Here is a 23,124-nt window from a genome sequence, read left to right as displayed (position 1 = left end):
TGAACCCGGCGGCGCCCAGCGCCAGCCAACCAGTCGCGTCCAGCAACCGCGTTCAGTCAGATGAAGCGGCAGGTGATGGCGGTGGACCCTCCTCCCCCGGTCGCGACGCGGAGACGAACTTCCAGGTCAGCCACCAGACGTACAAGGGGTAAGGCGAGTCCTCCTCAGCGTCGGGGAGCTGACCGTGCGCGGTGCGGTGCCGCAGGTTAGGTCCGCCGATACCGCCGAAGAGCGCTCGCAACTCATACGCCATTCGCACATCGAGGACTTCGTCCAGCTTGGCGGAGCCGAGGAGCGAGGGCAGGCTGTTCTCATCCTCAACGCCATCCCGGTATCGACTTGTGGATTCGCCGGCGTCCCGAAGTCGGTGGCGGACGAGGTTCTCGATCTGCGGAACGAGGAGCTGGAACGCGGTGAAGAAGTCGCCCACGTACCCGTAGAACAGCGCCGTCCCCACGGACCTCGCCCTGTCGGGGGGAACAAGTGCGCTGGCCGACGCGATGTCGATGAAGTCCGCGCGCGACAGTCGATCCGATCTCCTGAGCTGCTGCCACGTGGGTTCCAGGATCTGAGGTACGACGGTGCTCACGCGTATGGTGTGGCTGCGCATCATCTGGTGCCAGACCGGCAAGCGAACCCCGAACGCGTCCTGTTCCTTCCTGCCCGACATCGCACTGATCCGTCCGTCCTTCTCGACGGTGCGGCGAGGCACGTCCGTGACGAGAGGAAACTTCTCCCGGATCGTCTTGGCAGCGGCTACTTCGAAGTCGTAGTCGGCCAGCGCGAGTGCGCTGAGGAAGATTATCCGGGCGTGCTCAGCGCTGGTGGCTTCTGACATCTGGGCGAGTATGTGGTCCGTGAGTGCGGTGAGGTCGGGCAGTGGGGCGCTCCGGGTCGTGCTGTGGGTGAGGAAGACAAGCCCGGCGCGACGGATGGCGGCGGTCAGCTCGTCGCCGAGGCCTTCAAGGCCTCGAGCTCTTCGCGCGCGCACTGACGTGCGGAGGAAGCAACGGTAGGCGAGACCCAACTGATTGGAGACGTAGGCAGCGCTGTCGACACGGCCTTCGGCGATACGCGATTCCGCTTCCTGCTGCAGCAACTGCGCCAGATCCAGCAGCAGCTCCTCAGCGTGGGCGCGGTCGCCGGCGATCAGCGCCCACTCCGCCGCCTCCTCCATCTCCAGGGTGGATCTCCGCCCCCGCGCAGAGAATGCGAATCGTGCGGCGAGCCGCGACGCGTGGCGGTGCAGTCGCTTGTCTTCGCGCAGGAACCGGCTGAATGAGATGTAGTGCAGGTCGGGGAGGGGAGCGAAGATCAACTCCACGACCTTGTCTTCGATCTCCTCCAGGACGCTCTTGTGTGACGGGCTGAGGCCGCCGAGCGCGAGCGCGCGTGCGATGAGATCCGTATCGGTGGGCCGGAAGTCGGGTGCGGAGACGGCATCGCGCAGCACCACGAGCACGGCCAATGTCGCATCCACCCGCTCGCCTCCAGACGCCCGCAGAGCGATGATGTCGAGGCACCGGATGCGAAGCCGCCACTCGTCAGCGATACCAGCGAGATGGGAGACGATCTCCATGTCCTCGTCCGTCAGATCCCCGGGACCGATGTCGTCGGGCCACCACGGCCGGTAGGGCGTGACTCGGTCGGCCGGGTGGAGGAAGTAGTCCTTGACGGAGGAGACGATCTTCGCGGCCCGTCGTGCGTCGGCATCCTCGGCGGCGGGGGACGCTAGCGCTCGGTGGGCGGCATCCCGCCACCTCTCGCTGTCCATCGGATCATCAGTCACCTGGGGAGAGTACCGGCATGCCCGACGGACCATCGGGGCTCAGCCTGCCTCCGGGTCTCCTCCAACCACTCCAGTACGTCGCCCGTGTCGTACACGCCGCGTGCGGTGACCCGCGGACCGACACCGACGTCCGACCACGCGCGCAGGGTGCGAGGGATACGCCCAGCCGTCGAGCTGTGCGCAGCACATTCGCGAACCGATGAAGGCGGTGAGTTCTGGTCATGAGCTGAGGCTAGGAGCGTCGAGCTTGCGCTCAGGGAACACCGGTCGCTTTTCACCCGTTTCCCTGGTCTTCTTCACCCGGAGAGGAAAGCGAGTCCTGCCCGCTTCGCAGCTCGGCAGCTTGAGAACGTCTGTCCGACTTCGCCATGGGCGTCGCAAGATGGCAGCGCCGTCGAAAGCTTCGTTGCCGCGAACCTGTCGATCCACGCGGGCTCGGGGAATCAAGTGCGTCCCTCGCGCGGTGACGGTGGGGCCGACGTGAGCATCCCGGACCTCGGAGGGGTGGCGGGTCTATCAGGTCAAGTCGTTCGCGAAGACTCTCGGAGCCGCGCAGAAGCGGCGCGGCAACGGCCCGGGAGGCTGGCGGCGCGATGAGCCCGTGATCGTCCGAAAGGATGATTTCCCGTGAGCAATCGGCTGTCGGGCGACAGGTGATGCGAGGCGGCGCATTCCCAATCGCGTGAGGAAGGGGTGTCCGTTCTCCTTGCGGAGGCCGCGGAAGCGCGAACTTCCCTAGAAAGCAACAAACGCCCCAACCAAACTGGCTGGAGCGGTTGTGCATAATGGCAACGCCAAATGGCGTGCGAATCATCCTTTTGAGGACGGATGTACATTACCACACGTGAGCAAGACGAAAGCAACCCCGGACGCGCATAAGACCGCCGGCGCGGGCGGGCAGAGCGCCGGACGCGACACCCTGTTCTGGATCATCGCGGGCGGGCTGCTCATTACGGGCGTCGCTTCAACCGTCATGAGTCTTGTGCTCCCCTCCGACCAGGACGAGCTGCTGCCCGCGCGTATCCTGTCCAACTCTCTTGGGGTCGCGCTCACCGCGCTCTCCAGTGCGGTGGTCGCCTACGTGCTCACTCGAACCGTCACCGTCGCCGACGTCCGTCACCAGCACATGCTCGTCCTCGACAGGATTGCCCGCAGCTTGGCGCATGTGCACAGCAACCTGCAGCTTGCGACTTCTCAGCGACGTTCCCGGGCTTTCGCGCACGAGGAGACCTATCAGGAGTCCGTCCTCGCCAGCGCGGCGTCATTGCTCAAGGAGTTCGACGGGGTCACTCTCCTGTCAGGCTCCATCAGCGGTGCGTTCAAAGACAGCAAGCGCGACCTCGATGAGATCCAGAGCGTGCTCAACTCTGACCAGCTTGTGGAGCAGGCCCTCACGGCCGCGCGGATGGAGGCTGCGCCGGTGATCGCAGATCGGGTGATCGTGGTCTGCCCGCAGTGCTCGTCGCGCAACTCAGCGCACCTGGCCTTGCGACCGGGGTGGACCGCGAAAGTGGACTGCGCCAAATGCTCGCTGCGGTTCAACATCCACCGGAAGGGTGATCTCACCGTCTACACCTCAGCCCCCCTGCTAGCGACCCAGCGCCCCCAGAGGACCGGCCCCGAGCTCCCAGACCATGCTCTGCCACCCAAGGAGCTGCCGGTATCCGAGGGGGATGCTGCCCAGCCGGCCGTTGAGGAGCTCACAGTCGTGACCGTGACCGTCTCCTGCCCGATCTGCGGGTCGACCTTCAACATGCGCAGTCGCGCTTCGCAGGACGGGGCGGCCGGGACCGTCAAACGAGTTTGCACCGCGTGCGGAGGTGTCTACGGGTACGACTTCGACACCCGCAGAATCACCAGCTCCTCGTCGGGTGGAATCGAACAAGGCGTCATCGTCGGTCGGAGCGGAACGTACGCGCGCGTGGCTTGCCCCGTGGATAAAGCGGAACTGAAAGCTTCGATGCCGAGGCCCGATGGCGACTGGAGGGCGGTGTGCGGGCGGCATCTGAAAGTGATGAACGTCACTCGCGCGCAGGTACGCGAATGGATGCGCGAGAACGACCCTGTCTACCTCGCCGAGCGCGTGCTCCGCGAGCAGGAGGGGGCATCTCGTGTCCTCCTGGATATCGATCCGCGTTGACCAGGCGTCGCCGGGCGGGGTCTGGCGTATTGCGTTGAGACTCGCTCCGGCGCCTGAAACCACCGCATCGGGAACGCAGTGCAGCAAGCCTGCGCCTTCGTGTTGGCACCGAGGGCACCCGGCATGGAGAGCTGGACGGGCTGTCCGCGCGGGCGCGGGGGAGCACCCCCCCCACCGTGCCGCTTCCCGCCGCGACGCGGAGGTGTCCGGAGGTCCTCACCCGGCGGCGCGTGGTGACGCGGGCGTCGAACCAGCGCAAACAGCGAAGGGGATCACCCCGCAGCCCCGATGTCGTCGTGCTACCGCCCACGATCTGCAGCACCTGCACCAGTACCGATTGTCGTATTTTCAAGCCATGACTACGAGCCCGCCGCCGCTGAACCTGGATGCCAATCCGTTGCGCGCACCCGGGGATGGCGGTCCCGGCTTCTGCTATCCGAGTGATGCCGATCTGTTCCGGGGTGCGGGCTCACTCGCGGACGGGCCGCTCCTGATCGCGTTGGACTCGAACATCATCCTCGATCTGGAACAGCACGGGACCGCCATCCTGAACCAGGAGCAGGTGGATGGGATCGACTCTGAACTTCAGGCGGAACTGGCCGCGCTGGGCGCGATCCTCGATCTGTGGATGGTGCGTGATATCCGGTTCATCGTCCTACCGAGGACGCGCGACGACTACCGTAAGCCACCTCCTCCTGCGCGGATGAAGGAGAGGGAGCAGCTCTTCGAGCAGATCGAGGCCGCTCTCACGTTCCAGACGGGTGACTGGGGCCAGGAGCATGAGCGATTCGTTGGCGCCCGTGAGATGGCACCGGAGGCCTCCGAGCTCATCGATTCCGTATCGCCGCTCGATGGGAGGATGCTCACGTCGGCGTGGAACGCGGGTGTCGACGTCTTTCTCACCCGGGACGCGAAAGTCCTCGCTGCGTGTGAGGATAGCGAACCCCCGTTCCCGGCGGTGCTGGCACCGAGCGGGCTCGTGAATCGACTGTCGACGCTGGGGGAGGACCTGTTCTTCCTGGGACAGGTGGAGCACCCCGGCTGCGTCTGGGCGTTCGGAATGCCGTTCGGCGACACCGGGAAGTGGGTGCCCCTCTACGAGGCGATGGGCGTCTGAGCCCAGCCGGGCATCTCCGCGAGCGCGGCCGCACGCGTGGCCTCGCCCGCCGGCTGCTCATCCTCGGTGAGAGCCGGGCGCAATGCGGGCAGCACAGCCGTCATCACCTCACGCATGAGGGCAGGCGGCACGGCGTTGCCAACCATCACCGCGAGGTCTCCGCGCTTGGAGATCGCATCGAAACGGAAATAGTCCGGGAACCCCTGGATACGAGCTGCCTCGTGGGCGGTCAGGGCGCGGAGCTCGCTGGGATGCATGTACCTGCCTTGGCCGATGCTGCCGAACCCGCTGGTGATGGTCTGCGCTGGTTCCCCCCAGCTGAGCCGGCCGTACATGGACTTGTAGGAGTGGTTGCCGTCCTGGTGGCACTTGGGACGAAGATGGTTCGGCAGGTTCAATTCCTGCTTGTCGTCGAGATACTGCATGCGCTTGAGATTCGCGGCGCTCGGGGTCGGAGCGACGTCGTACCCCTTGGGGGCTTCGAGATCCCTCAGATCCCCGATAGCCCATTCGAGGTCGTGCGCATCGTCAGCCTCCCGCTCGGCGAGATCGGTGAGGATCGCCCCGACGTCCACAGCTTCGGCGGTGGTGGCGAGGATGACGTGACGTCGTCGCTTCTGCGCGACACCGAGCGCGTGGAGGCTGAGGGTGGCGGAGGCGACGTCATAGCCCAGGTCCGACAGGTGCTCGTAGGTCGTCTTCACGACCCCGGCGGTGTCCAGGCGGACCGTGGGTACGTTCTCGATGAGGAGGACGGTGGGCTTCAGCACCTCGGCGGCGCGCGCCATCCGCAGGTAGAGCCGGTTCTTCGGGTCGTTGCGTCGGGTCTTGTTGTTCAGGTCGCTATGCCCCTGGCATGGCGGCCCACCGACGAGGATGTCGACCTGCCCGACTTCGTCCCGGACCGCCCGTTCCCGTTCCGTCAGCTCAGCACCGAGCTCGCCGTCGAAATAGTCCTCGACCGATGCGTGGACGACGTTGGCGCTCTTGAAGTTCGCGCGGTAGACGTCCACTGCCGCCTGTTCGAAGTCCACAGCCAGGCGGATGTCCACCCCGAAGCCGGCCTTGGTGGCGGATTGCGCGACGCCCAGCGTGAGCCCGCCGCATCCCGCGAACAAGTCCACGATCCGGATCTGACGCGCGCCCTTGAAGAAGTCGGGGCGACGCTTCCCGCTCAGAGAGGGCGCCCACGCAGGTGTGGCGGCGGGGGTGGGCATTCATCAAAGAGTAATCGGAATCGCTTCGAAACTCGAGTCGGCGCGTGTTGTCAGGAGTGCTCCCTCATGTGGCGCAGCAGGCGCCGCAGAGTCCCCGGGTCCGGCGGGTCACCGGCCGCTTCAGGATCCACGCGAGCGAGGCGACTTAGCGTCGGGTCGGCCAGCACCGCGCCCATCCCTTTCAGCTTGCCGCGGATAGAGCGGTCGATCCGTTCGTCGATGGTGTTGCGGGCGACGAGGACGGTGACGTCCGCCGTGGTGCCCGCCGGCATCCCCACGCGGTGGGTTCGGTCGAGGGTCTGCAGGTAGAGGCCGGCGTTGAAGGTCCGGTCGATGTGGAGCTGGCTCTGGCAGACCTTATGGAGGCTGACACCCTCGCCTAACGTCTGCGGGGTCGCGATGAGGACGCTGCAGGTGCCGTCCTCCCGGAATCTGCGGAGTTCCCGGTCCCTGTCCGTGACAGCGGCCGGGTCGCTCCGTGGTGTGCGCCCGGTCACCACGGACGGATTGTAGGGAGCCAGGAGACGCGTGAGCTCATCGACGTTCCCGATGAAATTGGTCCAGATGAGCAGCTTCGTACCGGCGGCTGCGTGCGCGTCGGCGTGACGCGCCGCCGCGAGCAGCTTCGTGGGGGTCGTCGACGACGCGATGTTCGCGAGCAGGCTGCGCAGGTCCGCCGGGTCGGGAAGCTCCTCCGGCCAGGTCAGCGCGGAGTCTTGTGAGCGGGGCAGCAGCAGCGCCGGATTCGATACGGCACCGATCATGCGCATGATGGCGCGATTGGCGAGATCGGCGTGATTCTCGAGATCGTTCATCGCGAGGGTGTCCGTCACCAACGCGTCGTAGATACGCCGGTGAGCTGGGTCGAGTTCTACCGGCTCGAGCCGGACCGTCGCGGGTTCGAGTTCCAGCTCATCCTTCGTCACCCGGACCCAGGCGCGGTCCGCATGGATGGTGAGAGGACTCGCGAGCCTGCGGCCCTGACCCGGCCAGGCGAGGTCGAGGATCGTGATGAGGTCCTCCGAGCTGTTGGGCATCGGCGTGCCGGTGAGGACGAGCCGAGCCGCCGCCATCCGGCTGACATCCAGCGCCCCTCGGCCGTGAAGCCCCTCCTGTCCGCGCTTGGCCCGGTGGGCCTCATCGAATACGACGAGGAACCGATGCCCCTGACCCCAGGTGTCGATGACGGCACGGTTGGCACCTGAGGCCGCGCGTTCGTAGTTCAGTACGAGGACGTCAGCGTCCCGTTCGACTCGCGTAGGAGCCACGGCCACTGACGGCTCCCGGCCCGATTCGAAGCAGTCGGCGGCTTCGGTGGTCCATGCCTCGTACGCGCTCTGCGGGGCGATGACCAGCATCCTGTCGACCACCCCGGCGAGCCGGAGCAGAGCGAAGACCGCATAGGTCATTGTCGTCTTCCCGCTGCCAGGCACGGAGAAGTTCCCGCCTCCGCCCGCGATGGCGAGCCGGGCGACGGCGTCGCTCTGTGACGGGAGTAGTGTCCGCTCGAACCCTGCCGCGGACAGGTCCTCGGTCATGCTCGCCGTGGCAGAGGGCGGATCATCCGCGAGTACCCGATCCACCGCCTCCTTCACGCCGCGAGCGACCGCCACGGCCCGGGTGGCTGCAGGCGTCCAGTCCCATTCCCACAGACCGCTCGGCCAGGGCCTGGCGAGCACGTCTGACGCTTCTGCCGCCCGGTCGACGGAGAGCTCGAAATCCCCGTCGGAGGTGCGTTCTGCTCCGGCGAAGATCACCAGCTCCTGCTCGAGCGCACCGGTGGGCACGGCGGGGGCACCCGCCGGGGCGGAGATCACCAGATCCCCGCCCCGGCGGCTGACCGTACCGCGCATCGCATCGGTCATCGCACGGCGCGGGCGGCGGCCCGCGAGTAGGCCTTGCCGGTTGTGAAGAACTCGCTCAGCTGCTGGAGCAGGGGCAGTACCTTGTCCGCTGACTCCTCGGAGATCCCGATGAGCTCGTACAGGGAGTCCGTCCACACGGCTTCGTCGTCCTCGCCGTCGTGGTCGAGGTCGAGGATCTCGCCGGCGGTGACCGTCTTGAGCACCTCCGCCTCCTCGTAGTTCAGTTCCAGCGCGTCGATGAGGAGCCGGATCCGCTGGTAGAACGCGTTGCTCGGGTTGTCCGTCTTATCGACGATGCCGGCGCCGAGCCAGAGGTCGCGCAGCCAGAGGTCCTCGAGCTGCTCACCGGTGACCCGGTCCTGCGGGGTGGTGGTGGCGGCGCCGGACACAAGCGCGGCGACGGCGTCCTCGAGCTGATTGATCCCGCGCTCGCTCTGCACCATCTTGGCGAGTAGCACGTTCGGGTCGCTCGCCTTGACCTTCTGCTTCTGCCCGCCGGCACCGCGTCCGGTGCGACTGAGGGAGGTTCCCGAGTGGAGGAGCCCGGGGTTGACCATCAGTGCGATCCCGCCGAGCGCGGCGATGGCCCGCTGTGCGGGCCCTGCGACCTCCGGGGTCGCGACGTGGGCTTCGCGTTCGGCCTGCGCTCGCGCGGCCAGTTCACCGAGGGGCAGGGGCAGCAGTGAAGCCCAACAGTCGGATCCCGCCTCATCCTTCGGGTTCCAGAACCATGCCGAGCGGAACGCCGCGTGGAGGGCGGGCTGAACAGTGCTCTCCCAACCCGTCTCGCTGAACTCCAGCGCGGCGATGGCCTGCGCCGCGGCGACCTTCGCCCGTTCCTCGGGGTGGACGCGGACAGCGTTCTCGGCGAGGTGACGGTTGACGATGCCCTTGATCACGCCGTTCTCCACATCGGGCGCCTCGGGCGAGGCGAGGAAGTTCCCCTCCACGGTGAGGGCAGCCATGAGTCGGGCGACGGAGAGGAGGCGGTTGCCGGGCGAGCCATCCGTGCCGAGGTACTCACCGTTCCAGGGCAGGCTCGTCTCGCCCAGCCAGTGTGAGCGTTCGGCTTCGGTGATGAGAGCGAACTCGTGCAGGTCGTCGATGGCCTCGATAGCGACCAGGCTCTCGACCTCAGCCGTTCCCCACTGGTCTTTCGCCTTGCCATTGACATGGTAGCTACGGATCAACTCCTGCATGGTCTCGGAGACGGGGTTGGCCTCCCCGCGCATCACCACCGGGTCGGGCTCGACCCCGATGATGAAGTTGACCTCCATGGTGCGCATCAGCTGGAAGGCAACCGCCGCGGGGTTCTTCTCCGCAACCTGCTCGATCCACCGGGGGATGTTCGGGCCGGGGAAGTAGCCGGCCGCAGCGGTCGAGGGGTAGCGCAGCGAAGCTTCGAGGCGCACGAGGTCGGCGGGGCCCAGATCGCGCAGGCGACGGTACCCGTCGACGAACCACGCTTCGGTGGCGACGTGGGCGACGTTGCGCTCGGCGATGACGTCCATCGCCAGAAGCGACGAGAACAGCCGCTGCGCGCCTTCCGCAACCTCGGCGACCCATGCTGTGCCGTCCGGTGAGACGAGCTGGGTCGCGACGACGTCCGGCGGGCTCAGAACGCCGAACTGCACGATGCTATCGATGCGGTCCCGCTTGACGGTGCTCTTCTCGGAGCTGGCGATGCTGTCGAGCTTGAGGATGCTGCGCTGGGCGGCGACCAGGGACAGCACGGCATCCGCGCTCTCGGTGCGCATGAGAGGCAGGCTCAGCGCAGGGTGATCGAATGCACGGGTGATGACCTTCGCGCTGCCGCCGAGGGTGCGACCCATCTTCGACAGGGCGCGCCCGTTAGCGAGCCACGGGAAGAGCATCGGCGTGTTCACGGTCATGCGCACCTGGCGGACCAGACCATGCTCGGTGCGTTTCACATACGGCGCGGAGAGCCCGGCGAGGTTCCGGTCGGTGTCGGCGTTCAGCGCTTCGCCGAGACGGATGATGCCCAGGTCGATGTCCTTGACCGCGACCTTCTGCGCCTGCGCGAGAACCTCGCGGAACCGCCAGCCGAACTTGCTGAGCGGGGCTCCGTCCGCCTCGACGGGCCGGCCAGCTTCCGGCGTGAACGGTACGGGCGAGAGCTCGCGTCCGGAGATGCGCGAGGCGGGCGGCCACAGCTCCTGATCGGAGATGGGGCGCAGCAGGCCTGCGCCGGAGCGGGATGAGAAGTTGTTCGTACTCGACATGTCGAGCTCCTTTTGTCGGGAGCTCATGCCACTCGATCTTCGGGTGCACTCGTGCCGTACAACACGAAAAGCCCCTCCGTTCGGGCCGGGGCGAAGTACTCGTTGGCATTCGTACGAACATCTGTCGCACTCATACCCATCGAGCCTCTGCGGCACGAGCAGGGTTAGCTACTTGACGGTCACAATACCATGCCGGTCAGCTTGCTCTGACCATCCCGCATCGTGGGTCTAGGGTCGGCGCCATGGGATCCGCGTCATGGGCGTCCTCGGCGGGCGTCGCCCGCTCGATGCGCTCGAACCGGCGCCGGGACACCGGTCCGGAGCTCGCTGTCCGTAGGGAACTGCATCGGCGCGGCCTCAGATACAGAGTCGATCTCCGCCCTGTCGCGCACCTGCGCACCCGGGCCGACATCGTGTTCACGCGCCAGCGCATCGCCGTGTACATCGACGGCTGCTTCTGGCACGGGTGCCCGGTACACGGCACCTCACCCACCTCCAACGCGTCCTACTGGTTGCCGAAGCTGCAGGCGAACAAGGAAAGGGACGCAGCGGTGAACGTGGCACTCGGTGAGGTGGGTTGGACGGTTTTACGTTTCTGGGAGCACGAGACGCCGACATCCGTCGCGGATGCGGTGGAGGCCGCGGTTCGGCCCTGAGCGGATGTCGGGACTGCGGTGCATGCTGGGACCGTGATCCCGAGATTCGATATCGACGTAAAGTCCACGATCCCCTCAGACGCCACGTTCTGGGTGCCCAGCGACGAGGACCTCGCCGATGGTGAGGGCATTGGGTTCTTCCACGACACCCACCTCATCGTTGCGGACCTGGACGAGGCTCGGAGGGTGATGGAGGCGGAGCGGATCGCCGCGGGGTTCGCCGACGAGCAGTCCACGACCATCGCCGGATTCGAGGTGATCGCCGATCAGGCGGAATTCGAGTTCCCGGATCTCCCCAGCGAGGAGGCTCCAGCATTCATGACCACCGGGGACGCCTGGTACGGGGTGAACGAGCTCGAGATCGGTGTAGCCGGGTTGGTACACGCTCTCAACGCCGTAGGCGTGGTCACCGCCGCGAGCTGCCGTGGGCACCATGGGGTGCACCGCCGGTGGGCGGCGGGCCCGGTCGTCGTATTCGCCGCAGACCGCACTCGAACGGAACTCCTGCAGGGAATGGTGGAGGCATCTGGATGCGGGTTCGACCGCAACGGGGTGGACCATCCGAAGCTCCTCGCCGTCGTCGCGCCCTCGATCCTGGAGATGATGGATCTGGCGGACCGTGTGGTGGCTGACGCCGACGCGTTCGCCTGAGGCCGGGTCGACGGCCTCAGGAGCTCCCCATCCCCGTCGAGTCGTCCTCGTCCACGATCCGGCGCAGCGCAGCTCGGAGATGGGCGCCGGACGAAGCTCTGACCTGCGCTTCGCTACGGTGACTCCCGCTGACCGCCGACCGGGCGCCGCATGAGCAGGACCATCCGACGCCGAGAGTCATCCACTCGAGGGACACCGAATGCTCCCTCCGAAGATGAGAGATGGCCCGGTCGAGGGCATCGCCGGAAACGTTGTCGGGTGCATGTGAACTCATGACTCGGATATGCGCGGCGGATCCCGGCTCCCTGTCCGGGGAATCGAGGGAGGGGGCGAACCGGCCCCCCGGATCTCAGCCATCAGGCTGGCATCGCGTCTGCAACGAGCGGTGCGGCGAGCTCGACAACGCCGCTCTCGGCCCAGGTGCCCTTCCACGGTTGGCCACCCGAGGCGTCCTCGACGGCCGCTTGGATAGCAGCGGTGACGGAGTCGTCAGCGGACCGCGCATGGCCGCAGCGTGACCACAACACGCAACGCATCCGCGCGGCGGGTTCCGCTGGGCGAGAGCCGGATGGCCGTCGCGCAGACGGCGACGCCGATGACCGCGGGAGGGGCGACGGGCATCGAGCTCCTCGCTCTAAACTCATTTGTACCCAGTCGAGTACGGAGGTGAAGGTGTTCGGAGAACTACTGCGCTCGTCCCGAGCCGAGGCTGGTTTGAGCGCCGACGACCTCGCGGTACGGGCGGGCACGTCGCGCGCCGCCATCGCCGATTACGAAGCGGGCCGTAAAAGCCCACGCGTCGACACGGCCGAGCGGATCATGAACGCTTTGGGCATGACCCTCACGGCGGTGCGGGTTCCCCGCCGTCCCGCCCGCGCAGCGGTCTTCGACCGTGACGACAGCTACCGGCTCACTTTCCTGCAGAGCAGCCCCGAGGACGCCCGTAAGCGCGCCTACGAACTCCTGCCCGAAATCATCGAGGCGTCATGCGCGGTCGAAGACATCGCCCTCGATTGGGGCCAGGTGACCGCCCTGGCAGATGGCATCACCATCGGCGGTGACCCTCTCCGCATCTGGCGCGCCACGGAGATCGCACGCTCCGCGCGGACTGCCATCAAAGGCAGTGGCGCCCGCGTCAGGGTTCCGCTGCGAACCGTTGCCGGTGACACCCTCATCGAAGAAGACCCGGCCGAGAGTCCCGGTGCGCGCCAGCTGGAATTCCTCGTCAACGCCATCGGCGCCGGCGCTGACACCGTTCTGACTCTGCACCGGACGTCTACCAGCTTGATGCAGGACGGTCTGCCTTGGTTGAGCGTTGAGTACGGAGCCATTCCCGACTTCCAGAAGGCCATCGTGGCGACTAAGCGCACCGGCGACGGCACCCATCTCATCCGCATCCTCGTCGATTCAGCAGAACGAGCGCACATATGACAAGCAAGACCGGGGGCGGTCGCGGGACCCACCAACACGCAGTGCGTGGCCGCAGCAGTCAAGATGGGCCACATGCGGGCACGAGCGTGCCGGAGATCACCATCGAGCCGAACGCGTGGGACGCCAAGATCGCCCAATACGCCAGCACCCGCGACCCCGACGCGCTGCAAGCGGTGCCCGAGCCAGAATGGCGCGACCTCTCGAGCGACTTCGCGAACATCCGCCCCACCAGCGTGGAACGCGCGGAGGCCCGCTTTCGCCGACGCATTGGCGAAGCAATCCAGGGCGACGCGTTCCTGGAGAACATCACCTACACCCTGCCGGAGATCGAGGACGTTCTCGGCGGCACGCACGTGCCCGGCCACACTGAGGGCGAGGAACTTCAAGTCATCGACATGAAGAAGGCCGCGGACTCCGTCCTGTGGCGCATCAGAGAACGCCCCACGCAGCCCTCACAGGAACTGTCCGACGGCCTGCACATGCTGATCGCCTCGAACTTGAACCTGGCTTCGTTGCTGTTTCGTGGCGACCAGCGCGAACGCTACAACGGTCCGTTCGTGCGTCTGGGACGCGGTCGCAAGTTCCAAGCCCTCGACGCGCGGCTGACCCACGACGTTCTGGATGCGGGGCTGCCTCGCATCTTGAGTGTGGAGCATCCGGTCGTGCGGGGAGCCACGTGGGCCGCGTTCGCGGCGTACCAGCAGTTCTATTTCGATGGCAACAAACGCACGGGTCGCTACGTGATGAACACCGTGGCGATGTCTCACGGTTTCGACGCCATCGTCATCCCCACCTCCGCGCGTGAGCAGTACGTCAACGAGGTCGTCAACGCCCTGGAGACCGGGGACCTGACCTCGCACATCGCCTTCCTGCTCAGCCTGTACGACGACGGACGATAGGCCCCACTGCCCCGCCGTCGGCTTCCTCGCCGAACCCTGAGCGGGAGGGAGGGCGCGGCGGGGTCGCTGTGGAGCACTCTCAATGCGGCGTCGTAGGCGAGCGCACGTTGCAGGCTTCTCTCGGTCGTCCCGTGCGAGCGCCGAGGGCCTCAGCCGCCACACGCTCGAGCTCGTCGACATAGTCGTTCAGTTCTGCACCGCCTGATGTTGCCGAACGCGCCGAGCGATCCCGCATTCTCGTCCGAACGAGCGATCTTCGAACGGGACTTCCATGCACATCCTCTGTCGCGGACATCGCACCGCATCCCCGGGCGCAATCGCCCGATCAGATTTTCGAGATACTGAACGGTGCCCAAGCTTCACCGTCCGAAGTGAGCCGTGGCACCCACTATCTGGCTAGGGCGGGTCGCAAGGCGGTCTGACGAGGGACGTGAACCGGGGGAACGCGTTGACGAATGTTATCGACGAGAGCGAGGTCGGTAACGACCCCGTTCAGGGGTCTGAACCCCCGGTCACCAGACGTAGAGAACGGCGGGGGAAGCGCACTCCGGAGGATTCGAGGGCGCGCACGCGCCGGCGGGTCATGCGCACCCGCGCGAGACGGCGGTGGCTGCGGCTCTTAGCGTCATCTCTGGCCGTGACGGCCGCTGTTGCATTGCTGTTCTTTGCCTTCGCCGCGTGGATCACGTACGTGCCGCCGGCCGCATTGACACCCGACACCAGCGCAACAGCAACCCCGGTGCCACCACGGGCGGAACCCATTCTCGCGACGGAGATCTTCGACGCCGGGTGGGTAGCCGTCGTGTCTGTTGTGGTCGCGCTTCTCTTCGTCATCGCCGTCTCGGCATGGCTGCGGTGGCGTGTGACGGACGGCAGACTTGAGGCCGCTCGCCAGCGAGTGGGTGATGTGACCGTGGTTTCGGACAGGACGTTCGTCGAGCAATCCCGCATCCGGCACGACGATTCTTTCGAGACGCCCTCAGAACGCAACGAGTTTCTCGAACGGCGCATCGAGTCGCTGGTGGGCGAAGCAGACGCGGTCATCGAACGACTCTCACGGCCCCGCTCCTCTCCCAGCGACCCCGCCGCTGACGCCGTCGTCTCGGATGACCCCCGTGTCCTCAACGACACCCTCCGCGCGCTCGTTGCGCCTGACACGGTCTTCGCGCGCATCACAGAGAGATTCACGCTCGGGGACGAGCGCGCCGAAGTGTCCCTTGCGCGAACAGTCGAGGGGTCGGACCTGCTGAAAGGTCTGGTTCTCGTCCCAGTCCTCCGTATCCGTCGCGGGTCACTGCTCGGTGCGTTGACCCTGACCATCGATGGAGCCGCCAGCAGAACCCTGCCCACCGCGGCCTCCCGCGGTGTGCTCGTACTGATGCTGCGCAAAGTGACGGTAATTGTTTCGGGTCTGATTGAAGACGCTCGGAAGAAGGCGCTGCTTGATCTGACCGTCCACGTGTCCAGCAAGATCGTCAGTGACGTTCCGTTGCCAGAAGCTGACCGGATGAAGCTGCTCGATCAGTACGACACCCTTGTCGGTAAGAACACCCAGGGCGATGGAATCCGGTGGATGCGCTCGCTGATCGATTTATCGCTTGCAACGGATGTCATCTTTGCCCCAATCCCCGGTGGATGCGGCACGACTCGACGCCTGGTTGTCACCTTCGAAGAGCCATACCGCAGTCGTGTCCGGGGCGGGGAGGCGCACGCCCGTCGCTTCACTGGCATCGGTCGAGATGTTGTTGCCCTTGACCTGCTGAGGGTTGCTGAATCCAACTCTTTCCACCTGGATGTGACTGCCAACGAGTCCAGCTACATCGAACAGGCCGATGTGATTCTCTCCCGTGCGCACGGTGACGCTCTGGCTAGTGCTCCCGAGGGGGATGACTCCGAGTATCTTCTTGTTTCCCCTCTCCGCGGAGACAACCGCGTACACGTCTACTGGCGTGATTTCCGGGTCCGAACCGATCAGTCGCAGCCCTCCCACGTCGCGCCTCGGCTTGAACTACGACTCCGTGAGCGGCCGCCGGGGCTGCTCGGCCCGACACTCGCACTGTCCTTGTGGATGTGGGTGATCACGTGGGTGGTCGGCTACTTCTATCCCGTCCTCTTCGCCGACGTCGAGGCGATGGCATCGGCATGGTCCACGCTCATCCTCGCGGCACCCGCGCTGCTGACTGGTCTGCTCCTCTCGCGGCTGACGAGCGATGCGGTGAGAGTGATGTCCATCTCCACGTTCGCGCTCGTAATCTGGCTCTCCATCAACGTCGCCGCGGTCGTCTCGGTGGCCGCGCTCACTCTGAGTGGAGTGCAGTTCGGCGGCGTCGGGGACGGCATTCTCAGCCTGCGCCAACCCGCGTGGTTTACGCTGATGTTCTTGACGGGATTGCATCTGCTATCGTGTGCCCTCCTTTTCGTTGGAAGAGGACGTAGGTACATTAAGACCATCAACGAAAGGTGGCAGCAATGAGGCTCGACATCTTCCATGGTGCCGGTGGTCGTCATATCGCGTCCGGCGCTGAAAATGCGCGCCCACAGAGCGATTTCGACGGGGATGTCCTCATCGGCTCGGACGGTCTGTCCTATGTTGCGACCGTCGAGACAACCCGCGCTGGCGCAGAAGCCGTCGTGTACCAGATGGACAAGCTTGGCGATGGCGCGTGGGACGACTTCGTCGAAAGTGCTCGCAGCGCGTAAGCCACCCAAAGGCTCTGCCTCGCCTGAAGGGCAGCAGCGCTGAGCACCACGCCCACGCGACCTTGCGCGCCAGCGCGGTTCCGATTGGAGGAACGCGACCGCCGCTTCGAGGTCACCCCACGCTCGTGCGCCAGGGTGTCATCACTGCACCTGCTCGAATCGCCAAAGGGGAAGATTTTCCGACGCGTAGTCGTGCGGGATGAGTGCGATCAACGCGCCGGGGTCGGGTTCAATTTGAAGACCGGTGTAGCCGGCGGGACCGGTCGTTCCTAGTTCGAATGCAGTTGCGTACATGGATGACAGGGTGCCGATCACCTCGAAGTCCTGGAGGCCCTCGTTCAAGAGCTCGTCGGGCGCGACCGACCACGTCGCACTCAGCAACTTGCCGTCAGCTGCTTGGGTGCTTTCGGCTGTGCTCCATGTGCCGTACGTCATCAGGAAGGTTGCCACGCGTCGATCTTGAGGCTCGAGCAGCTCACGGCCCGCAACGCTTACCGACACCGCTCCCACGGTGAGCTCCGCGCGTCCGTGGTCGTCGATCTTGTTTGGCTGGGACGCGTCAGGGAAGACGGTGAACGATAGCGGCGTCTCGACTCCGATACTCCGATCACCGAGAAGCCCCATCTTGTTGAGGCGGACAACGTCCTCGAAGCTGATGCGGTAACCGCCGCCCGGACCACAGGTGAGGTCGTCGAGGCTGACGAGCGCCCACAGGGTCATCGACGAAAAGTAGAAGGCAAGGAAAACCTCCGCTGCGTACAGGTCGCCGAACCGGCGCATTCGTGCAACGTCTTTAGCGCTGAACGTCTGAAGCGTTCCCACGCCGGCGGGCGCTTTGGCGCTTTTCACGTCGACGAGGATGCGGCGCCCACCTCGCAGGTGAAGGAAGAAGTCCGGGGCCTTGGCGTCGTCACCGTCGACAAAAACCTCGCCGAGGTCCACCTGAGTCATCATCTCGCAGCCATCAAGGGCGATGACGGTCGAGGCAAATAGTGCTTGCGCCCGCCACCCTCTAACCACGGACGGTCTGCTCAGAGCAACTTTCAGATCTGAGTGCAGTTGATCGAGCACCGCGGTGATGCGTCCATCGTCATCCACCGTCGTCTCAGGATGGGGACGATCCAACCGCCGGTACAGGTCCAGGCCGTCCAACGTCGCCTGTCGATTCATTGAGCGAAGCACCACGAGGTCAGCGTAAGGGTCGCGCCCGTCGGCGAGTCGGTCCGTCACATCGCAATGAGCGACACGCGAATACCTCGAACAGGTCTCCACCGGGGCGGAGAACAACCCCTAGAACGAAACGCTTGTTTCGGGCTGCCCCTCTGCAAGTTGCATCCAACTGTCAACATGGGACGGGTCATACCGGATAGGTGACCCATTCACGCGGAGCTCCTGACCATTCCTCCCGACGGTGAAGCCCTGATGCTCCCACCAACGACGGAGGTGAAGGTCGAGGCCAGCGATTCTCGCGAGCAAGAAGTCGGCAGTCGAATCTTGTCGCAGCCGCCGGACAGCCTCCTGCACGAGAGCACCGCCGATACCTCTTCCTCGTACGCCGGGGAGGACAGTCGCGGCCTCGATGGCGCGGATTCGGCCGGCTACCCAACCGGCGCGGTCGATGTCGGTCCCGTCCTGAACGAGCGTGACGGCCACGAGAACGGGCGAGCAGATGTAGATGGCGCCTACCGGCGTCAGCCCGATTCGAGCCTGGAGCAGCAGCTCGTTCGGCTGCTCGTCTCCGACTGGTCGACCGAGGCCGCCCACCTCGAACATCGCGTTCACATGGTCAGTCGCATCGGGCAGCTCGAGTTCGTCGAAGGTCAAGGCCTCCGGTGGGTTTGTGGTCGGTAGACGCATCTCACGAATGTGCCACGCTGCGTCGGTTGAGTGAGCCGCATAGAGGACTATGGCTACCCAAGAGATGTTCCTTCGCCGCGGCTCCTTCGTGAGCGCGCTCCCCGCCCGGAGTGCTCGGGACCAGGAGCTGTTCAACGCTGCTCGCCAGAGGATGCTCGCCCGAGCCACCCGGCGGCGCCACCAGTCGTCTGTCACAAACCTTCCGAACGGATGAGCTTAAGGATCTGTGCGGAGATGGCTCAGCGGGGACGGTGAGCGGCACCGGCCAGCGCCTTGAGGGTCTCTGGCTGTCCTTGACGTTCTCCACCTTGCGGTGGACCATATTTAGATGGATATAGCGGTGAAGAGATCCGACCAGGCCCGGGTGAAAAGCGGTGATGCATAGGCGCGACACCTCGCGTCGGTTCAGGGATCTCACACCCGACGACGCTGCGCTCGTCGAGTGGGACGGTGAGGGATACCCGCCGGCGCTCGCACCGCTCATCACGCGACTGACGAGTTCGGGCATCCGGGCGCTCAATGTCAACCAAGGGTGGTGGCCGCTCGTCAAACGCCTGGACGAGGACATTGCGGCGCTCGCGCCCGACTATCGGGTGGAGCAGCTCGGTGAGGACCTCGGGTGCCTCGATATTCACCTTGCCCCCGGGGATGTGACCGACGAGACCGAGTACCTGATCTGGGGCGCCCAGGCGGAGTCGGTTCGGACCTGCGAGATCTGCGCTGACCGAGCGTGGCTGTACCGGCAGCGCGATTGGTTGATCACTCTCTGCGTCGACGACGCGAGAGCGAGAGGTGCCCGTGCGGCGCGAACCGATGAGGATATCGTCGAGTCTCTGCCTCGCGGGGCTGAGAGAGGGTTGGCGTTCGCGACCTCCGCCGGGATGGCCGCCTCGGCGTTCACGGTCGAGGCGCGGCGCAAGAATGATGAGTACGTGCATGCCTCGACGTTGGCCGACGACACAGAGACAGCGTCGTGGTTGTCGAGTTCGGCGGTGGCGCGGTTGATGGGGGTTACTCCCGCCAAGGTGAATGAGCTGCGCAGGCGAGGTGAGTTGTTTGCGGCTCGACGGAGTTCCGGCCGCTATAGCTTCCCCGGGTGGCAGCTCGACCAGCAAAATGAACCGCTTCGTGGCCTACCCGAGGTCCTCAGAGCGCTCCGCGGCGAAGACGCGGTTACCGTCAGCCGCCTCCTGACAGCACCATCCAACGCACTCCGCGGCTCGTCCGTTGTGCAGTGGTTGGCGTCAGGGCGGGACCCCCACCTTGCCGCCGCCTCCATCTACGACATCGATATGACCTGATGGAGCCTGCCACACTGACGGGTTCTGAGATCGGCTGAGGGCGCAACGGCGTTCGCGTCGAAGATGTCGTGCGCCAGCGACGGCACCGTCCGCATCTGGCGGCCGCCCGTCCCAGAGAGTTTGGATGCGCGCGGGTACAATCTCACCGTCGCATTTTTCGTCCATATTGATGAATGCGACGGCGCCTTGGGCAATGTTCAAAGCGGTCGACTTTGGTCGCTGGTAGTTGGATTTAAATATTGTTCTCGGTCCAGCGCAAAAGTCGTGTATTGTCCGCTTCAACCATGCGGAACCCGTGAATCGAACGACGATCCCGGCGGTGTCGGACATTGGTGCCCGGCGATCAGGGCCGTGGTGCTCGTCCAAATAGACGATATCGAGTTTGTCGACGGCTGATTGTAGTTGAAATGCACAACCCCGCACCGATTTTTCCCTGTCCCCCATCTGGTGGACATATTCATGATTTATTGACGGTCCCAGAATGCCGTGTAAGGCTGTTCACGCTGCAAACGGCAGAAAACATTTGGGGGTTGTAAATGCGAAAAGTAAGTCGCACAGGGCGATTTGTGGCCGGTGGAATGGTCGCGGGTATCATCTTCGCGGGCCTGTCGGTTTCGGGGGCGTCGGCCAGCACGGAAGCCATCCTCACCGAGGAGGACGCGGCCATCGCGGCCCAACTGGGCGCTTCGGCCCTCGCGGCACCCGAGCAGGAAGCTCTCGTCGATGAGTGGGAGGCCGCGAAAGACTCGCTCCAGGCGAGTGTTGAGCTCGGCTCGGGCCTGAGCGACGTTCAGCACATCACCCTCAGCAACGGCACCACCCTCAGCGTTGGCGTGGAACCCGTCTCGAGTCCCGCCGCTGAAGGGTCCGTGGGCGCCCGGGCGCTGACAGGAAACTACAAGATCTGGGGAAGCAACGGCTTCGCCTACATGGAGTACTACGTCACCTTCGGTGCATCAGGTTCCTACACCACGGTCATCGGAAGCCCGCGCGACATGGTGATCCAGCTGTTCGCTACGACGAAGTCCGAGGGCAAGTGGTTCACAGTCCCTCGTCGCACGGAGACATCAAGCGCGGGCGCATGGGTTCGCGGCTGGTCGCGCTTCACCTACCCGAACAACGTGGCAACGTTGGAGGGCGGCGTGGAGGGCTTCGCCCGCAACAACAACTTGGTTACTTCACTTTTCTAAGTAGCCGTTCAACGACGTCATAAGGAGATCATCATGACGACCTCGGCAGCATTCCTCGGCCTTTTGGGTCTGCTTTTCCCAATCGTTTTGACCGGGCTAGCTGTTTGGTTCGCCGTATGGGTCGTTCTCACTCTGAAGCGCCATTCACGTGCGCTCGACGAGATTCGAGATCGACTTAACGCCGAGTGACGCGAACGACCCCCGGAAATGCTCCGGGGGTCGTTTCGGTGTATTCGCGCTGCCATGATTAGCATATTGGCGCGGCAGCCGCCAGCTTTCTCGGCCCGTACCAAGAAAAGGAGCGGGGGGCTTTGCTCAGGACGGCCCGGTGAGGCACCTTCACGGTACGAAGCACCGGGATGACGGTGCCCGACTATGCCCCTGACGCAGACACTCGATCAATAGTGGGTTCACCTGGCCGGGTTCGTCCCTTCGAATCAGCGCAGGCCGGGTTGCGGGATGCGAGCCGTCACCGCTGAAGCTGATTCGCCTCGATCCACTGCTGGCAAAGCTTCTCCAGTGCACGCAAGCCGCCGCTTCGTTCGCGGGTGTTCGGGCTCACGGCCAGGTCGGCGGCGATGACGGCGATGGGCATGACGTTGCCTTTCACCGGACTTGGCACTGTGTTCTCGTAGAGAACATCGAGACCTGTGGTGTCCTCGACCATGAAGTGGGTGGAAGCGTAGCCCTTCACGTCACCACCTGAAGGCAGATACCCGCACACGCGACGAATATCATCCATCAGGCCGACATCCAACAAGCTGGCCACGGCGCGTCCGGTGATGATCAGCTCCGTGCTGGCCTTGCTTGGGTTGGCTGCGCGATAGCGATGCGTTCGTGTCCGACTGGAAACCGTCCGAGCAATCTCCTCAGCGCTCATGGTTCGCAGTCGCCGGTGTACTCGCCACCGTGTCGATGGTGTGAGCCAGCTGGCGTGAAGGTTGCTCAGCTCCCAGAGCAATCCCCACGCGGTGGCGGTGGATATGCGGCCACCGCTGCCGCGGCGCGCAGCAGCTTCATAGTGCAGCACCGAAGCAGCGTCAGCGAGCCACGCACCAGAAGAGAGCTTCCTGCCGGCAATGGTTCCAGAGGCGACAAGCTCAACGGCGTGACGCCGCGAGATTCCGAGGCGAGCGGCTAACTCGGTCGCGGTGAGCTCGGCCATTTCAGGTCACCTCCAGGGTTGGAGTTATCTTGACATGGCTTGAATCGAAGGGGGATGCGCTTCTCAGGCATGCAAACCCTGGTGCCACGCTGTGATCGGTCACCGGCAGCGGTACGGGACCGTCCTCTGCCTCGGTACAGTCGCCTCGTGGACGCAACTTTGGCTTCGTGCCCGCATTGCGGGCTTCTCGCCCAACAGATCCCGGCGACCCCCCGCATCGTGACGCAGGACGAATACGGCGAGCAAGCAGTCTGGACCATCTCCGACGACGACCAGGGTTTCCGAGCATCCGGTGAGGAGATCGTGGCCAGGGACGGTCGCATGCAGCGCGAGGCCCCTGTGATGAGCGAACAGGTCGTCCCGGAGGCGCCCTGGCAGGTCCGGTTGTGCGTGGCGTGCAAGAAGATGTCATTTCTGCTCCGAGACGTGGTCATCTACCCGGCCGGCGTGGCCAACATCCCGGCACCGCATCCCGATATGCCCCAGCACGCGAAGGCGCTCTATCACGAGGCGGCCAGCGTGTTCTCCGGATCGCGCCGAGCCGCCGCAGCCCTGGGACGAGCGTCGCTCGAGGCTCTCCTCAAGGCGGTCGACGACGATCCGGGCACGCGCCGTGACCTAAACCAGCGGATTGGGGCCTTGCGGCCTCGCATCAATGACAGTTTGTGGAAGGTGCTCACCGCTCTGCGAGTCGTTGGCAACGACGCGCTGCATCGCGAGGATGGAGAACTCATCGCCATCTACCTGAACGGTGAGGACGATGCCCTCGCGGAGACATTCCTCCCCGCAATCAACGAGCTGGTGGAGGAGCTAATCACCCGACCCCGCAAAGCTGACGCCCTCTACGCGATGATCCCGGAGAACACCCGCGCGGCCGCCGAACGAGCCGCCGGCGATGCTTGA

General features: G+C 65.1%; 19 protein-coding genes. 12 read left to right on the top strand and 7 right to left on the bottom strand.

What is annotated here, in order from left to right:
- Positions 1-52 precede the first annotated feature (52 nt).
- Complete coding sequence (locus RWH45_RS06620; RefSeq protein WP_315994089.1) at positions 53-1,789, bottom strand: DUF4209 domain-containing protein; 1,737 nt, start codon at positions 1,787-1,789, stop codon at positions 53-55.
- A gap of 844 nt (positions 1,790-2,633) precedes the next feature.
- Between RWH45_RS06620 and RWH45_RS06615 the strand changes: the two genes are divergently transcribed.
- Complete coding sequence (locus tag RWH45_RS06615; RefSeq protein WP_315994088.1) at positions 2,634-3,929, top strand: hypothetical protein; 1,296 nt, start codon at positions 2,634-2,636, stop codon at positions 3,927-3,929.
- Positions 3,930-4,284: 355 nt separating this feature from the next.
- Positions 4,285-5,046 (top strand): hypothetical protein, encoded by a 762-nt coding sequence (locus tag RWH45_RS06610; protein ID WP_315994087.1) that lies wholly within the window; start codon positions 4,285-4,287, stop codon positions 5,044-5,046.
- On the opposite strand, the gene RWH45_RS06605 is transcribed toward RWH45_RS06610, so the two are convergent.
- Genes RWH45_RS06605 through RWH45_RS06595 form a run of 3 tightly spaced genes read right to left on the bottom strand, consistent with a single transcriptional unit; the run spans position 5,025 to position 10,371 of the window.
- Positions 5,025-6,263 carry a DNA cytosine methyltransferase gene (locus RWH45_RS06605; RefSeq protein ID WP_315994086.1) on the bottom strand — a complete coding sequence of 413 codons (1,239 nt, stop codon included), beginning with the start codon at positions 6,261-6,263 and terminating at the stop codon, positions 5,025-5,027. The two genes, RWH45_RS06610 and RWH45_RS06605, sit on opposite strands and share 22 nt — an antisense overlap.
- Before the next feature lie 50 nt (positions 6,264-6,313).
- Entirely contained in the window at positions 6,314-8,128 is a 1,815-nt protein-coding gene (locus RWH45_RS06600; protein ID WP_315994085.1) for an SNF2-related protein, read from the bottom strand.
- Positions 8,125-10,371, bottom strand: a complete 2,247-nt coding sequence (locus RWH45_RS06595; RefSeq protein WP_315994084.1) for a hypothetical protein — start codon at positions 10,369-10,371, stop codon at positions 8,125-8,127. Before RWH45_RS06595 ends, RWH45_RS06600 begins: the two co-directional genes overlap by 4 nt.
- 242 nt (positions 10,372-10,613) lie before the next feature.
- Between RWH45_RS06595 and RWH45_RS06590 the strand changes: the two genes are divergently transcribed.
- The 6 genes from RWH45_RS06590 (at position 10,614) to RWH45_RS06565 (ending at position 16,708) form a co-directional block, all read left to right on the top strand.
- Positions 10,614-11,027, top strand: a complete 414-nt coding sequence (locus tag RWH45_RS06590) for a very short patch repair endonuclease (protein WP_315994083.1) — start codon at positions 10,614-10,616, stop codon at positions 11,025-11,027.
- A 33-nt stretch (positions 11,028-11,060) separates the two neighbouring features.
- Positions 11,061-11,678: a hypothetical protein gene (locus RWH45_RS06585; protein ID WP_315994082.1), complete on the top strand. Its 618-nt coding sequence runs from the start codon at positions 11,061-11,063 to the stop codon at positions 11,676-11,678.
- A 666-nt stretch (positions 11,679-12,344) separates the two neighbouring features.
- Positions 12,345-13,109: a helix-turn-helix domain-containing protein gene (locus RWH45_RS06580; protein WP_315994081.1), complete on the top strand. Its 765-nt coding sequence runs from the start codon at positions 12,345-12,347 to the stop codon at positions 13,107-13,109.
- A gap of 86 nt (positions 13,110-13,195) precedes the next feature.
- Complete coding sequence (locus RWH45_RS06575; protein WP_315994080.1) at positions 13,196-14,008, top strand: Fic family protein; 813 nt, start codon at positions 13,196-13,198, stop codon at positions 14,006-14,008.
- 637 nt (positions 14,009-14,645) lie between these two features.
- Complete coding sequence (locus RWH45_RS06570; RefSeq protein WP_315994079.1) at positions 14,646-16,481, top strand: hypothetical protein; 1,836 nt, start codon at positions 14,646-14,648, stop codon at positions 16,479-16,481.
- Positions 16,478-16,708 (top strand): hypothetical protein, encoded by a 231-nt coding sequence (locus tag RWH45_RS06565; RefSeq protein ID WP_315994078.1) that lies wholly within the window; start codon positions 16,478-16,480, stop codon positions 16,706-16,708. The genes RWH45_RS06570 and RWH45_RS06565 overlap by 4 nt, the downstream gene beginning before the upstream one ends.
- Before the next feature lie 141 nt (positions 16,709-16,849).
- Here RWH45_RS06565 and RWH45_RS06560 read toward each other — a convergent pair whose 3' ends face one another.
- Together RWH45_RS06560 and RWH45_RS16250 are read right to left on the bottom strand one after the other, a co-directional pair.
- The gene (locus tag RWH45_RS06560) at positions 16,850-17,893 is read right to left on the bottom strand and encodes a hypothetical protein (RefSeq protein ID WP_315994077.1); all 1,044 of its coding nucleotides are present in this window, start codon (positions 17,891-17,893) and stop codon (positions 16,850-16,852) included.
- Between the two features lie 105 nt (positions 17,894-17,998).
- Positions 17,999-18,481: a GNAT family N-acetyltransferase gene (locus RWH45_RS16250; RefSeq protein ID WP_367575544.1), complete on the bottom strand. Its 483-nt coding sequence runs from the start codon at positions 18,479-18,481 to the stop codon at positions 17,999-18,001.
- A 461-nt stretch (positions 18,482-18,942) separates the two neighbouring features.
- Here RWH45_RS16250 and RWH45_RS06550 point away from each other — a divergent pair, with 461 nt between their 5' ends.
- The 3 genes from RWH45_RS06550 to RWH45_RS06540 all read left to right on the top strand — a co-directional run bounded on the left by RWH45_RS06550 (position 18,943) and on the right by RWH45_RS06540 (position 21,245).
- On the top strand, positions 18,943-19,866 hold the full coding sequence (locus RWH45_RS06550; protein WP_315994075.1) for a helix-turn-helix domain-containing protein: 924 nt from the start codon (positions 18,943-18,945) through the stop codon (positions 19,864-19,866).
- A 566-nt stretch (positions 19,867-20,432) separates the two neighbouring features.
- On the top strand, positions 20,433-21,056 hold the full coding sequence (locus RWH45_RS06545; protein ID WP_315994074.1) for a hypothetical protein: 624 nt from the start codon (positions 20,433-20,435) through the stop codon (positions 21,054-21,056).
- A 33-nt stretch (positions 21,057-21,089) separates the two neighbouring features.
- Positions 21,090-21,245 (top strand): hypothetical protein, encoded by a 156-nt coding sequence (locus RWH45_RS06540; protein ID WP_315994073.1) that lies wholly within the window; start codon positions 21,090-21,092, stop codon positions 21,243-21,245.
- Between the two features lie 280 nt (positions 21,246-21,525).
- Here the strand turns inward: RWH45_RS06540 and RWH45_RS06535 are convergent, their stop codons facing one another.
- On the bottom strand, positions 21,526-22,221 hold the full coding sequence (locus tag RWH45_RS06535) for a hypothetical protein (RefSeq protein ID WP_315994072.1): 696 nt from the start codon (positions 22,219-22,221) through the stop codon (positions 21,526-21,528).
- Positions 22,222-22,368: 147 nt separating this feature from the next.
- Between RWH45_RS06535 and RWH45_RS06530 the strand changes: the two genes are divergently transcribed.
- A complete protein-coding gene (locus RWH45_RS06530; RefSeq protein ID WP_315994071.1) occupies positions 22,369-23,124 on the top strand; it encodes a DUF4145 domain-containing protein in 756 nt (251 codons plus the stop codon).

This window comes from Microbacterium galbum (genome assembly GCF_032464915.1).
GTDB classification, from domain to species: Bacteria; Actinomycetota; Actinomycetes; order Actinomycetales; family Microbacteriaceae; genus Microbacterium; species Microbacterium galbum.
Note: the sequence above shows the minus strand (reverse complement) of the source record. Positions and strands in the feature narration are given on the sequence as shown.